This window comes from Streptomyces pristinaespiralis (genome assembly GCF_001278075.1).
Taxonomy (GTDB): Bacteria; Actinomycetota; Actinomycetes; order Streptomycetales; family Streptomycetaceae; genus Streptomyces; species Streptomyces pristinaespiralis.
In genome coordinates, this window is record NZ_CP011340.1 from 4624303 (window position 1) to 4638666 (window position 14364).

Consider the following 14364-nt stretch of genomic DNA (forward strand, 5'->3'; position numbering starts at 1 on the left):
TCCCCGGATCCAGGCGCTCCGCCTCACTCGTAAGAGGCAGACTGCGACGGGCGTGCGGACACGCCCCGTTGACGAACGGGAAGGGGCGCGCTCACAGCGACCGGGGGCGCAGGCCCTCGAGCAGAATGTCCAGCAGACGGGCCGAGGCCGCCTCCTGCTGCGCGGCGTCGGGCAGCGAGGGCGCGGCAGTGGCTATCACCAGCAGCACATCGGCCACGGTCACATCACCCCGGAGCTCTCCCGCCGCACGGGCCCGGTCCACGAGCCGGCCCACCACCTCCAGCAGATCCGCCGCACCGCTGTCGTCCTGCTCCTCCACCGGAACCGGCCGTGGCGCCACCACCCGCAGCCCGGGCTGTGCCATCGCCCGCTGCTGAGGAACCCGGGTGTCGTCCAGCGGCTCGGTGTCGGTGTCGGTGACGACGGTCGGCTCGTCACCGTCGACGCCCACCCGCAGCACCTGCGGAGGCAGCAGGCGCCCGGCGCCGGATGCCACCGAGGTGCGCAGGAAGCGCGCGAGCGCGGACCACGGTTCTTCCTCCTGGCCGAGGGCGGTGCGTGCCTGCTCGGTCAGGCGGGACGTCTCCTCCTCGGCTATCCGGCGCACCAGGACGTCCTTGCTGGGGAAACGGCGGTACACCGTCCCCACGCCGACCCGTGCACGCCGGGCGACGTCCTCCATCGGCGCGCCGTAACCGAGCTCGCCGAACACTTCTCGCGCCGCCCGCAGTACGTGCTCGAGATTGCGCTGCGCGTCCACACGCAGCGGCGCGGAGCGGCTGGTCCCGCCCGACCCCGCGCGGCCGTTCCCGTTGCCGTCCACCGTCGATGCCGGCGCGACGGCAGTCTGCCAATGCGAATCCTGAATATGCATGAGCGTTCCCCCGGTCATGTCGTCTCCCCCCGGAGACCTCCCCGCTGTCCGCCGGGCATGTCGTGACCCGACACCCCGACCGGGTACGAACATAGTTGAGCCCGAGTCAATTCAGAAGGGGGTACTTCCGCACGGAGCGCCCCCCGATCGGAGCAAGGGCCGGAAGGTTCCCGATTACCCCCCGGGACCCTGACCCGCCCGCCGTGCCTGACCTGCGTGGCTTCCTTTTTGTCCCGAGCTGGGTGCGGCCACGCCGGCAACCGCCTTCCGGTCACACAATTTGCCGGGCCTGTGGACAAACTCCCGAGGCCGTTGCCTCATGGGATGGTGAAGGCTGCAAACACCCGGGGCACGACCCCCGACACCCCGCCGCGCAAACGCATTCTCGTCGTCGGCGGCGGTTACGTCGGGATGTACACCGCGCTGCGCCTCCAGCGGAAGCTGAAGCCCGAGCTGGCGCGTGGCGAGATGGAAATCGTCGTGGTCACACCGGACCCCTATATGACGTATCAGCCGTTCCTCCCGGAGGCAGCGGCCGGTTCCATCTCCCCACGCCACGTCGTGATCCCCCTCCGCCGTGTCCTCGGCAGATGCACGATCGTCATCGGCGAGGCCAAGGCCGTGGACCACGCGAAGCGCACGGCGACGGTCAGCACGCTCGCGACCGAGGAGGAGGGCGCCGGCGCCGTCGAGATCACCTACGACGAGCTCGTCATCGCGCCCGGGTCCATCTCCCGCACCCTTCCCGTCCCCGGCCTCGCCGACTTCGGCATCGGTTTCAAGACGGTCGAGGAGGCGATCGGCCTGCGCAACCACGTCATCGAGCAGATGGACATCGCCTCGTCCACCCGGGACCCCGCCATCCGGGACGCCGCCCTGACCTTCGTCTTCGTCGGCGGCGGCTACGCGGGAGTCGAAGCCCTGGCCGAGCTCGAGGACATGGCCCGCTACACCTCCCGCTACTACCACAACATCAAGCCGGAGGACCTGAAGTGGATCCTCGTCGAGGCCCAGGGGCGGATCCTTCCCGAGGTCGGCGAGCAGATGGGCAGGTATGCCGTACGTGAGCTGCGCGCGCGCAACATCGACGTACGCCTGGAGACGCGTCTCGACTCCTGCGAGGACCGGGTCGCCGTTCTGAGCGACGGATCCCGCTTCCCCACCAGGACGCTCGTGTGGACGGCCGGCGTCAAACCCGCCCCGGTCCTCGCCGCCACGGACCTGCCCCTGAACGAGAGAGGACGGCTCAAGTGCACCGCCCGTCTCTCCGTCGAAGGCGTCGACCACGCCTGGGCCGCCGGTGACGCCGCGGCCGTCCCGGACGTCACGTCCGACAGGCCCGGGGCGGAGTGCGCGCCCAACGCGCAGCACGCCGTGCGCCAGACCAAGGTGCTCGCGGAGAACATCGTGGCCTCGCTGCGCGGCGCGCCCATGCAGGACTACGCGCACAAATACGCCGGATCGGTCGCGTCCCTCGGCCTGCACAAGGGCGTCGCGCACGTCTACGGGCGCAAGCTGAAGGGCTATCCGGCCTGGATGATGCACCGGGCCTACCACCTCAGCCGGGTGCCGACCTTCAACCGCAAGGCACGGGTGTTGGCCGAATGGACCCTCTCCGGACTCTTCAAGCGTGAGATCGTCTCTCTCGGCTCGCTGGAACACCCGCGCGCCGAGTTCGAACTCGCGGCGGGAGGCGGACGACCCGCGAACGGCTCGAAGGAGCAGCCGTCCGCCGGCCGGGAGGAAGGGCCCCAGGAGCAGTCGGCCGACGGATCACCCGACGGTCCCAAGGGGTCCTGACGGCGGTCCGGCAACTCGGGAAAGACGACTGTCAGTCCGGTCGGCCACACTTGACGTGTGACCATAGGTGGGCTCACACCTGCACAGAGTGACCCTTGGCGACGATCCCATTGAGGCTAGAAAGTCAGTGAACTTCACGCGTTGGAGCGCCAGGCTCCCCGGTACGCAGCGCCGCGCCGCGGCGCGGGGATCCGACCGAGGGCTCTCCCCGGCGCAGCGGTCCGAGGGCTCCGTGCCCGCGGCCCGCGGCGAGTACGGTCACTCCGAGCCCCTGCCCGACGTCCCGGCGCTGGAAGACTTCTCCGTACCGGAGATGCTGGGCCGCCTGCCCGCCCTGGTCGCGCTCGTCCACGGCCCCGAGCACCGCATCGTCTACGTGAACGACGCCTATGCCGCCGCCTTCGGGCCGCGGCCGGCCGGGGCGACCGTCGCCGACGTGTGCCCCGAGCTCACGGAGCTGGGTCTGCTGCCGCTGATGGACCAGGTGCTGCGCAGCGGCAAGCCCCGCACGGTCAAGTCCCGCAGGATCCAGGGCACCGGGGAGTCCGCCCGGCGCGGCGAGGGGTCGTACACGATCACCTGCCTGCCCGCGGAGCGCGCGGACGGCAGCAAGGAGACCGAGGGGGTGTTCGTCTTCGCGGCCGACGTCACCGACCACGCGGAGGCGGCGGAGCGTCTGCGGGCCAGCGAGCGCAGACATCGCGAGACGGCCGTGACGCTTCAGCGTTCGCTGCTCCCGCAGGAACTGGAACAGCCCGACGACCTCCGCTTCGCCGCCACCTATCAGCCCGGCGGCATCGACGCCGCCGTCGGCGGCGACTGGTACGACGTGATCACGCTCGGCGCGGGGCGCACGGCGCTGGTCATCGGCGATGTGATGGGCCGAGGGGTGCGCGCTGCCGCGGTCATGGGCCAACTGCGCACCGCCGTCCGCGCCTACGCCCGCCTCGACCTGCCGCCGCACGAGGTGCTCCAGCTGCTGGACGGCCTGGCGTCCGAGATCGACGCCAGCCAGATCGCCACCTGCGTGTACGCGGTCCACGACCCGAACGAAGGCCGGCTCGTCTACGCCTCCGCCGGTCATCTGCCCATCCTCGTGCGCGACGAGGACGGCACGGTCCACAAGGCGGCGGAGCCGACCGGGCCGCCGCTCGGCACCGGCGGCTGGCTGCACACCTCCGGCGCCATCGACCTGCCGCCCGGCTCCACCGCCGTCCTCTATACGGACGGCCTGGTGGAACGCCGTGGCGAGGACATCGACGAAGGGGTGGCCGCGCTGGAGCGCGCGCTGTCCGGGGCGACCGGCACCCCGCAGGTGGTCTGCGACCGGCTGATCCGTTCCCTGGGCGTCACCGCGGAGCACGACGACGACGTGGCAGTGCTCGTGCTTCAGCACCCGACGCGGAAGGGGGCGGACGCGGAGCTGTTCCACAACGCCGCCCTGGACCTGCTCGGAGGCATCGAGGCGGCGCCGCGTGCCCGGGCGTTCGCGTCAGGGGTGCTCGCCTCGTGGCGGTTCCCGCCGGAGCTGCACGACCTCGGTGTCCTGGCGGTCAGCGAGCTGGTCGCCAATTCCCTCCAGCACGGAACCCCGCCCATGCGCCTTCGACTCCGCCGCACCGACCGCCGCCTGATCGTCGAGGTGACGGACGGGGACGACCACCTGCCGCGCCGGCGCCGCGCCGAGACGGAGGACGAGGCGGGCCGCGGGATCTCCATCATCGCGACGATCGCCTCGTCCTGGGGGAGCCGCCGCACTCCGGGCGGCGGCAAAGCGGTCTGGTGCGAGTTCGCCCTGCCGCGCTGAAGCCGCGGGCCCTGGCCTCAGCGGGCGGGGGCGACCGCTTCTTCGGGCTTGTGCACGGCGACCACGCGGGTCCTCGCAGCGAGCGACGGCCGGTCCTGCACCGGGGTGAGCCGCTTGCCCAGGCGGAGCGCCAGCACCGTGACCGAGAGCGAGAACAGCACGAACGTCACGATGTACGGCCCGTGCAGCGCGGCGCCCATCGGCCCGCCGACGGCCGGGCCCACCGCCAGGGCGAGCTGCTTGACCAGCGCGAAGGCCGAGTTGTACTGACCGACCATCGCCTCCGGGGCGAGGTCCGCGACCAGCGGCGCCACGGTCGGCGAGAGCATCGCCTCGCCGAGGCCGAACAGCGCGTACGTCGAGATGAACGCGGCCGTCGCCATGGCCTGACTGCCGTTGCCGAGGCCCGCGTATCCCGCCGCCAGCCACGCCACGGCCCAGATGAGCCCCACTGAGGCGATGACCCTGCTGCGCCTGCGCTGCTCCACGAACCGCAGCACCAGGAACTGCGCCAGCACGATGACCGCGGTGTTGGCCGCGAGGGCCGTGCCGAGAGTCGCGGGCTCGATACCGGCCGCCTCGGTGCCGTACGCGGCGAGACCCGACTCGAACTGGCCGTAGCAGGCGAAGAAGAGCACGAAGCCCAGGACGAGCAACTGCACCATGGCCCGGTGGCCGAGCAGCGCCCGCAGTCCGCCCTTGGCTCCGGACTCCGCGCCGGACGGCCGGGAGTCGTGGAGCGTCGGGGAGTGGGGGAGCCGCACGGTCAGGGCGATCGCCGCGAGCACGAGGAACATGGCCGCCTCGATACCGAACAGCAGGGTGAAGCTCGACGGCCGGCTCTCGTCGACGATGTGTCCGCCGATCAGGCCGCCGACGCCGAGTCCCAGGTTCTGCAGGAAGAACTGTGTGGCGAAGGCACGGGTACGGGTGGCCGTCTCCGAGCACCAGACGATCATCGTGGCGAGGGCCGGCTGCATCACCGCCGTACCGGCGCCGAGCAGCGCGGCCGACAGGACGACTGCCGGGATGCTGCCGGACAGGCCCATGCCGACGGCCCCGGCGGAGGCGAGCACCGCGGCGGCGACGAGTACGGGCAACGGCCCCCTGCGATCGATGACCCGCCCGGTGAAGGGCAGAGCGACGAGCGCGGCCATGGCGAAGACCGCGAGCACGGCACCCGCCGTGCTCGCGCCCAGATCCCGCACCTGCGCCACATAGACGTAGAGGTAGGGGACGGTGAAGCCGAGCCCGAACGCGCTCAGCGCGTTACCCGCCTGGATCCGGCGCATCGCTGCACCCTTCGCCTTGGTCACACTCACCTGCTTCTGGTCGAGAAGTCACCAGGTCCAGAAGAACTGAACCCTGAAGACTTCAACGCTAAAGTTCAATGGTGAAGAGTACACATCGAAGGACTTCAATGCCAATGGGCGGCGTGCCATACTTCGCCGCATGCCTACCGAGACCCCCGAGGCCTCCCTGACGTCCGGCCCGCACGAGCCGAGCCTCGATGAGCAGATCGCCGCCTACCAGCGCGAATTCGGCGATCTCGACCCCCAGGTCGAGAAGGTGGTCTCCGCTCTCGGCCGGCTCAACCGCCGGATGAACGTCGCGTACGGACGCCAGGTGGCAGACCTCGGCATCAGCAACACCGAGTGGGAGGTCCTGAAGACGCTGGTGCTCTCGGGCTCCCCCTATCGGATGGGCCCCGGTGAACTCGCCAAGCGACTCGGACTCACCCCTGCCGCGATGACGCACCGCATCGACCGGATGGCCGGCGAGGGCCTGGTCACCCGAGACCGCGACGAGAACAACCGTGTGCGCGTGATCGTCGAGCTGACGGACGAGGGCCGCGCCAAGTGGCTCGAGGCGATGCGCATGGCGACGAACTTCGAGGAGGACCTGCTCCAGGACCTCTCGGGCGACGAGCGGGCGGTCCTCGGCGAGCTGCTCATCCGCGTCCTGCGCCGGGTGGAACACGACCAGCCGGACGCCGGCGGGCGCCTCACCGACCTGGACTAGAACGGACCGCGGGGCGGGGTTGACACGGCCCTGCGCGATCCGTAAGGTTCTTCGAGTTGTCACGGGGCCGGAACGGTTCTGCGACAGCCATCCCGCCGCGAACGCGGCAGCCCAAACTCAGCACGATCTCCCAGCCGGGATGAATTTCGGCATGCCGAAATTCAATTCGAAAGCTCGATTATGAGCCGCCGGGGAAATCCGCTAGAGTTTGAGCGTCGGAACGGCCCAACAGCCGTGAAGACAACTCCCGCTGACCGGGAATCAGGCCCGAAAGAGTCTGATAGAGTCGGAACCGCCGGAAAGGCCGGAAAGCACACCGAGGAAATCGGATCGGAAAGATCTGATAGAGTCGGAAACGCAAGACCGAAGGGAAGCGCCCGGAGGAAAGCCCCAGAAAATGTTCTGCGGGTGAGTACAAAGGAAGCGTCCGTTCCTTGAGAACTCAACAGTGTGCCAAAAATCAACGCCAGATATGTTGATACCCCGTCCATCTTCGGATGGTCGAGGTTCCTTTGAAAAAGTCCATCCCGCTTGCGGGGTGGCAATCACAGCGAGGACGCTGTGAACAATCGGTCTTATTCCGACCGGTTGTTCCGCTCTTCGGATGTGCACCCGATCACGGGTAAACATTCATGGAGAGTTTGATCCTGGCTCAGGACGAACGCTGGCGGCGTGCTTAACACATGCAAGTCGAACGATGAACCACTTCGGTGGGGATTAGTGGCGAACGGGTGAGTAACACGTGGGCAATCTGCCCTTCACTCTGGGACAAGCCCTGGAAACGGGGTCTAATACCGGATAACACTGCGGATCGCATGGTCTGCGGTTGAAAGCTCCGGCGGTGAAGGATGAGCCCGCGGCCTATCAGCTTGTTGGTGGGGTGATGGCCTACCAAGGCGACGACGGGTAGCCGGCCTGAGAGGGCGACCGGCCACACTGGGACTGAGACACGGCCCAGACTCCTACGGGAGGCAGCAGTGGGGAATATTGCACAATGGGCGAAAGCCTGATGCAGCGACGCCGCGTGAGGGATGACGGCCTTCGGGTTGTAAACCTCTTTCAGCAGGGAAGAAGCGAAAGTGACGGTACCTGCAGAAGAAGCGCCGGCTAACTACGTGCCAGCAGCCGCGGTAATACGTAGGGCGCAAGCGTTGTCCGGAATTATTGGGCGTAAAGAGCTCGTAGGCGGCTTGTCACGTCGGATGTGAAAGCCCGGGGCTTAACCCCGGGTCTGCATTCGATACGGGCAGGCTAGAGTGTGGTAGGGGAGATCGGAATTCCTGGTGTAGCGGTGAAATGCGCAGATATCAGGAGGAACACCGGTGGCGAAGGCGGATCTCTGGGCCATTACTGACGCTGAGGAGCGAAAGCGTGGGGAGCGAACAGGATTAGATACCCTGGTAGTCCACGCCGTAAACGTTGGGAACTAGGTGTTGGCGACATTCCACGTCGTCGGTGCCGCAGCTAACGCATTAAGTTCCCCGCCTGGGGAGTACGGCCGCAAGGCTAAAACTCAAAGGAATTGACGGGGGCCCGCACAAGCAGCGGAGCATGTGGCTTAATTCGACGCAACGCGAAGAACCTTACCAAGGCTTGACATATACCGGAAAGCATCAGAGATGGTGCCCCCCTTGTGGTCGGTATACAGGTGGTGCATGGCTGTCGTCAGCTCGTGTCGTGAGATGTTGGGTTAAGTCCCGCAACGAGCGCAACCCTTGTTCTGTGTTGCCAGCATGCCCTTCGGGGTGATGGGGACTCACAGGAGACTGCCGGGGTCAACTCGGAGGAAGGTGGGGACGACGTCAAGTCATCATGCCCCTTATGTCTTGGGCTGCACACGTGCTACAATGGCCGGTACAAAGAGCTGCGAAGCCGTGAGGCGGAGCGAATCTCAAAAAGCCGGTCTCAGTTCGGATTGGGGTCTGCAACTCGACCCCATGAAGTCGGAGTTGCTAGTAATCGCAGATCAGCATTGCTGCGGTGAATACGTTCCCGGGCCTTGTACACACCGCCCGTCACGTCACGAAAGTCGGTAACACCCGAAGCCGGTGGCCCAACCCCTTGTGGGAGGGAGCTGTCGAAGGTGGGACTGGCGATTGGGACGAAGTCGTAACAAGGTAGCCGTACCGGAAGGTGCGGCTGGATCACCTCCTTTCTAAGGAGCACATGGCCGACTGCGAGCGAATGACTCGCACGGTTGCTCATGGGTGGAACGTTGATTATTCGGCACGATCGGTTGTGAGGGACTCACCAGTACTGCTCTTCGGAGCGTGGAACGTGGTTCTCTCAGGAAGATCGTGCCGGGCACACTGTTGGGTGTCTGAGGGTGCGAGCGTTGCTCGCCCTTCGGGATGCCGGCCCCAGTGAACTCGCCTGTAAAGGCGGGGTGATGGGTGGCTGGTCGTTGCTTGAGAACTACACAGTGGACGCGAGCATCTGTGGCCAAGTTTTTAAGGGCGCACGGTGGATGCCTTGGCACCAGGAACCGATGAAGGACGTGGGAGGCCACGATAGTCCCCGGGGAGCCGTCAACCAGGCTTTGATCCGGGGGTTTCCGAATGGGGAAACCCGGCAGTCGTCATGGGCTGTCACCCGCTGCTGAACACATAGGCAGTGTGGAGGGAACGAGGGGAAGTGAAACATCTCAGTACCCTCAGGAAGAGAAAACAACCGTGATTCCGGGAGTAGTGGCGAGCGAAACCGGATGAGGCCAAACCGTATGCGTGTGATACCCGGCAGGGGTTGCGCATACGGGGTTGTGGGATCTCTCTTTCATTGTCTGCCGGCAATGAGACGAGTCAGAAACCGTTGATGTAGGCGAAGGACATGCGAAAGGTCCGGCGTAGAGGGTAAGACCCCCGTAGCTGAAACATCAACGGCTCGTTTGAGAGACACCCAAGTAGCACGGGGCCCGAGAAATCCCGTGTGAATCTGGCGGGACCACCCGCTAAGCCTAAATATTCCCTGGTGACCGATAGCGGATAGTACCGTGAGGGAATGGTGAAAAGTACCGCGGGAGCGGAGTGAAATAGTACCTGAAACCGTGTGCCTACAAGCCGTGGGAGCGTCGCTGTATGTGCTTGCACATGCAGTCGTGACTGCGTGCCTTTTGAAGAATGAGCCTGCGAGTTAGCGGTGTGTAGCGAGGTTAACCCGTGTGGGGAAGCCGTAGCGAAAGCGAGTCCGAACAGGGCGATTGAGTTGCACGCTCTAGACCCGAAGCGGAGTGATCTAGCCATGGGCAGGTTGAAGCGGAGGTAAGACTTCGTGGAGGACCGAACCCACCAGGGTTGAAAACCTGGGGGATGACCTGTGGTTAGGGGTGAAAGGCCAATCAAACTCCGTGATAGCTGGTTCTCCCCGAAATGCATTTAGGTGCAGCGTCGTGTGTTTCTTGCCGGAGGTAGAGCACTGGATAGGCGATGGGCCCTACCGGGTTACTGACCTTAGCCAAACTCCGAATGCCGGTAAGTGAGAGCGCGGCAGTGAGACTGTGGGGGATAAGCTCCATGGTCGAGAGGGAAACAGCCCAGAGCATCGACTAAGGCCCCTAAGCGTACGCTAAGTGGGAAAGGATGTGGAGTCGCAGAGACAACCAGGAGGTTGGCTTAGAAGCAGCCACCCTTGAAAGAGTGCGTAATAGCTCACTGGTCAAGTGATTCCGCGCCGACAATGTAGCGGGGCTCAAGCGTACCGCCGAAGTCGTGTCATTCCAGCATGAGGGCCAACGCCCGCTGGGATGGGTAGGGGAGCGTCGTGTGCCGGGTGAAGCAGCCGCGGAAGCGAGTTGTGGACGGTTCACGAGTGAGAATGCAGGCATGAGTAGCGATACACACGTGAGAAACGTGTGCGCCGATTGACTAAGGGTTCCTGGGTCAAGCTGATCTGCCCAGGGTAAGTCGGGACCTAAGGCGAGGCCGACAGGCGTAGTCGATGGACAACCGGTTGATATTCCGGTACCCGCTTTGAAACGCCCAATATCGAATCAGGCGATGCTAAGTCCGTGAAGCCGCCGGCTGAGTCTTCGGACGAGGTCGGAGTGGTGGAGCCGACGAACCAGACTTGTAGTAGGTAAGCGATGGGGTGACGCAGGAAGGTAGTCCAGCCCGGGCGGTGGTTGTCCCGGGGTAAGGGTGTAGGCCGTGAGGTAGGCAAATCCGCCTCACATCAAGGCTGAGACCTGATGCCGAGCCGATTGTGGTGAAGTGGATGATCCTATGCTGTCGAGAAAAGCCTCTAGCGAGTTTCATGGCGGCCCGTACCCTAAACCGACTCAGGTGGTCAGGTAGAGAATACCGAGGCGTTCGGGTGAACTATGGTTAAGGAACTCGGCAAAATGCCCCCGTAACTTCGGGAGAAGGGGGGCCATCACTGGTGATCCGATTTACTCGGTGAGCTGGGGGTGGCCGCAGAGACCAGCGAGAAGCGACTGTTTACTAAAAACACAGGTCCGTGCGAAGCCGTAAGGCGATGTATACGGACTGACGCCTGCCCGGTGCTGGAACGTTAAGGGGACCGGTTAGTCACTCTTCGGGGTGGCGAAGCTGAGAACTTAAGCGCCAGTAAACGGCGGTGGTAACTATAACCATCCTAAGGTAGCGAAATTCCTTGTCGGGTAAGTTCCGACCTGCACGAATGGCGTAACGACTTCTCGACTGTCTCAACCATAGGCCCGGTGAAATTGCACTACGAGTAAAGATGCTCGTTTCGCGCAGCAGGACGGAAAGACCCCGGGACCTTTACTACAGTTTGATATTGGTGTTCGGTTCGGCTTGTGTAGGATAGGTGGGAGACTGTGAAGCTTGGACGCCAGTTCAGGTGGAGTCGTCGTTGAAATACCACTCTGGTCGTGCTGGATGTCTAACCTGGGTCCGTGATCCGGATCAGGGACAGTGTCTGATGGGTAGTTTAACTGGGGCGGTTGCCTCCCAAAGGGTAACGGAGGCGCCCAAAGGTTCCCTCAGCCTGGTTGGCAATCAGGTGTTGAGTGTAAGTGCACAAGGGAGCTTGACTGTGAGACCGACGGGTCGAGCAGGGACGAAAGTCGGGACTAGTGATCCGGCGGTGGCTTGTGGAAGCGCCGTCGCTCAACGGATAAAAGGTACCCCGGGGATAACAGGCTGATCTTCCCCAAGAGTCCATATCGACGGGATGGTTTGGCACCTCGATGTCGGCTCGTCGCATCCTGGGGCTGGAGTCGGTCCCAAGGGTTGGGCTGTTCGCCCATTAAAGCGGTACGCGAGCTGGGTTTAGAACGTCGTGAGACAGTTCGGTCCCTATCCGCTGTGCGCGTAGGAGTCTTGAGAAGGGCTGTCCCTAGTACGAGAGGACCGGGACGGACGAACCTCTGGTGTGCCAGTTGTCCTGCCAAGGGCATGGCTGGTTGGCTACGTTCGGAAAGGATAACCGCTGAAAGCATCTAAGCGGGAAGCCTGCTTCGAGATGAGGACTCCCACCTCCTTGAGAGGGTAAGGCTCCCAGTAGACGACTGGGTTGATAGGCCGGATATGGAAGCCCTGTAAGGGGTGGAGTTGACCGGTACTAATAGGCCGAGGGCTTGTCCTCAGTTGCTCGCGTCCACTGTGTTAGTTCTGAAGTAACGAACTCGCCCGACCCTGCCTTTTGGTGGGGTTGCCGGCTGGTAGTTCGGACATCTTCATAGAGTTTCGGTGGTCATTGCGTTAGGGAAACGCCCGGTTACATTCCGAACCCGGAAGCTAAGCCTTTCAGCGCCGATGGTACTGCAGGGGGGACCCTGTGGGAGAGTAGGACGCCGCCGAACAATCATTGTGGGAAAGCCCCGCACCTCTGGTGCGGGGCTTTCCTGCGTTCAGGGGCTTTTTGAGGGGCCATTCAAAGGCCGATTCAAAGACGATTCAGAGGCCTCGTTCCTCACGACGGATTCACCAGCCTGGTGTCGTACGCCAGGATGACCGCCTGGACCCGGTCCCTCGCGCCGGTCTTCGCGAGGATGCGGCTCACGTGGGTCTTCACCGTCGATTCGGCGAGGTGGAACCGGCTCGCGATCTCCGTGTTCGTCCAGCCCTGGCCGATCACCGTCAGGATCTCCCGCTCCCTCTCCGTCAGCCGCGCCAGACGCTCGTCCGGCACCGGCTCGACCGTCCCGGCGGCCGTGGACTCCGGCAGGTGCTGCACATACGTGTCCAGCAGCCGGCGTGTGAGGCTCGGAGCCACCACAGCGTCCCCGGCGGCCACCGCCCGGATGCCGGAGAGCAGTTCCTCGGGCATCGCGTCCTTGATGAGGAAGCCGCTCGCGCCGGCCCGCAGGCCCTTGTAGGCGTACTCGTCCAGGTCGAACGTCGTGACGATGAGGACGCGTGTGCGGGCGCCCGAGGCGACGATGCGGCGCGTCGCCTCGATCCCGTCGAGACCCGGCATACGGATGTCCATCAGGACGACGTCGGGGTGGAGTTCGGCGGTCTGCCGCACCGCGTCGGTGCCGTTCCCGGCCTCGCCCACCACCGCCATGTCGTCCTGGCTCTCCAGCAGCATCCGGAAGCCGAAACGCTGCATGGGCTGGTCGTCGACGATGAGAACGGTCGTCACTGGTCGGGTTCCTTCGGGAGGTGGAGACGGACGCGCCAGCCCCCAGGGGGCCGACGCAGCGGACCGGCCTCAAGTGTGCCGTCGTACATGGCGGTTCGCTCGCGCATACCGGCCAGCCCGCGGCCGGTGCCCGTGCGTGTGGCGTCCCCGCCGGCCCCGGTGTCCGTGACCGTGACGGTGACCGCGTCCGCCCCGTACCGCACGGCGACGGTGGCCGTCGCCTTCGGGCCGCCGTGCTTCAGGGAGTTGGTCAGGGCCTCCTGCACCACGCGGTAGACCGTCAGCTGGCGTCCCGCGGGCAGCCGGCCCGGGTCACCCTCGACCGTCAGGTCCACCGGCAGGCCCGCTCCCCGTACTCCGTCGACCAGCCGTTCCAGGTCGGTCAGGGCCGGCTGCGGGGCGAGCTCCGCGGCGGGTGGGGCATCCCCGTCCTCGCGCAGGACGTCCAGAAGTCGCCGCAGCTCCGTCAGGGCCTGTCGGCTGGTTGTGCCGATGGCTTCGAGAGCCTGGGCGGCCCGCTGAGGAGAGCTCGCGGCCGCGTAGGCGCCGCCGTCCGCAAGGCCGGTGATGACCGACAGGTTGTGGCCGATGATGTCGTGCATCTCCCGCGCGATACGGGTGCGTTCCGCCGCCGCCGCGAGCTGCGCCTGCTGGTCGCGCTCCACCTCGAGCTGTCTGGCCCGCTCGACCAGGGAGGCCGTGTACTCCTGCCGTGAGCGGACCGCGAGTCCCAACAAGGCGACGAGCGCGAAGCTGTAGAGCATCGGTACGAACTGCTGGTCCCAACTGCCCACCGGATAGGCCGTGGCGCCGACCGCCAGCGGCACGAGCACGGTGCACAGCGACCACACCAGCGTCCGCAGCGGCAGGCGCAGCGCGATGTTGAGGACGGCGATCATCTGGAGGAACGACGCCTGAAGATGCGCCCCGGATGCCGCGTTGGCCAGCGAGAACGGCAACATCACCAGGAGCACGGCCAGCGGGTGGCCGCGCCGCCACAGCAGCGGTACGGAGAAGCCCAGGCTCATGACGAGGACCAGCCAGGACGGCACCTCGTCGTTGAAGGCGACGTTGCGCCAGCCGCCCGCCGCGTCCACCAGTGCGGCGAAGACGAACACCCCGGTGAGGTGGAGGTCCCAGACCAGCGGGCGGCGGCGGTCGAAGGCGCGCAGGCGTTCGGTGAGGCGCTGGAGCCGGCGGGTGAGCGGCTGGGCCCCGGTCGACCAGTCCTGCGGGGCGGGGCCGGTCCGCGGGGGGCGCTGCTGCCGGGCGATGCGCATGCTCACATCCTCGT

7 protein-coding genes and 3 rRNA genes are annotated in these 14364 nt (G+C 65.5%); 6 read left to right on the forward strand and 4 right to left on the reverse strand.

All coding sequences use genetic code 11. From position 1 onward, the window contains the following. Positions 1-91: 91 nt before the first annotated feature. Entirely contained in the window at positions 92-874 is a 783-nt protein-coding gene (locus SPRI_RS19635; RefSeq protein WP_037776594.1) for a TetR/AcrR family transcriptional regulator, read from the reverse strand. A 324-nt stretch (positions 875-1198) separates the two neighbouring features. Here SPRI_RS19635 and SPRI_RS19640 point away from each other — a divergent pair, with 324 nt between their 5' ends. Both SPRI_RS19640 and SPRI_RS19645 read left to right on the forward strand, forming a co-directional pair. After that, the gene (locus SPRI_RS19640) at positions 1199-2674 is read left to right on the forward strand and encodes an NAD(P)/FAD-dependent oxidoreductase (protein ID WP_053557139.1); all 1476 of its coding nucleotides are present in this window, start codon (positions 1199-1201) and stop codon (positions 2672-2674) included. A 127-nt stretch (positions 2675-2801) separates the two neighbouring features. Then, positions 2802-4481, forward strand: a complete 1680-nt coding sequence (locus SPRI_RS19645; protein ID WP_037774292.1) for an ATP-binding SpoIIE family protein phosphatase — start codon at positions 2802-2804, stop codon at positions 4479-4481. Positions 4482-4498: 17 nt separating this feature from the next. Here the strand turns inward: SPRI_RS19645 and SPRI_RS19650 are convergent, their stop codons facing one another. After that, positions 4499-5773, reverse strand: a complete 1275-nt coding sequence (locus tag SPRI_RS19650; RefSeq protein WP_037776596.1) for an MFS transporter — start codon at positions 5771-5773, stop codon at positions 4499-4501. A 160-nt stretch (positions 5774-5933) separates the two neighbouring features. On the opposite strand from SPRI_RS19650, the gene SPRI_RS19655 reads away from it, so the two are divergent. The 4 genes from SPRI_RS19655 to rrf all read left to right on the forward strand — a co-directional run bounded on the left by SPRI_RS19655 (position 5934) and on the right by rrf (position 12285). Next, complete coding sequence (locus SPRI_RS19655) at positions 5934-6503, forward strand: MarR family winged helix-turn-helix transcriptional regulator (protein WP_005315409.1); 570 nt, start codon at positions 5934-5936, stop codon at positions 6501-6503. Positions 6504-7132: 629 nt separating this feature from the next. Continuing rightward, positions 7133-8658, forward strand: a 16S ribosomal RNA gene (locus tag SPRI_RS19665). 285 nt (positions 8659-8943) lie between these two features. After that, a 23S ribosomal RNA gene (locus tag SPRI_RS19670) occupies positions 8944-12068 on the forward strand. 100 nt (positions 12069-12168) lie between these two features. Next, a 5S ribosomal RNA gene (rrf, locus tag SPRI_RS19675) occupies positions 12169-12285 on the forward strand. The 16S, 23S and 5S rRNA genes sit together here, the layout of an rRNA operon. Positions 12286-12395: 110 nt before the next feature. Here the strand turns inward: rrf and SPRI_RS19680 are convergent. Both SPRI_RS19680 and SPRI_RS19685 read right to left on the reverse strand, forming a co-directional pair. Next, positions 12396-13070, reverse strand: a complete 675-nt coding sequence (locus SPRI_RS19680) for a response regulator (protein ID WP_005315416.1) — start codon at positions 13068-13070, stop codon at positions 12396-12398. Next, positions 13067-14350 (reverse strand): sensor histidine kinase, encoded by a 1284-nt coding sequence (locus SPRI_RS19685; protein ID WP_005315420.1) that lies wholly within the window; start codon positions 14348-14350, stop codon positions 13067-13069. Before SPRI_RS19685 ends, SPRI_RS19680 begins: the two co-directional genes overlap by 4 nt. Positions 14351-14364: the final 14 nt, after the last annotated feature.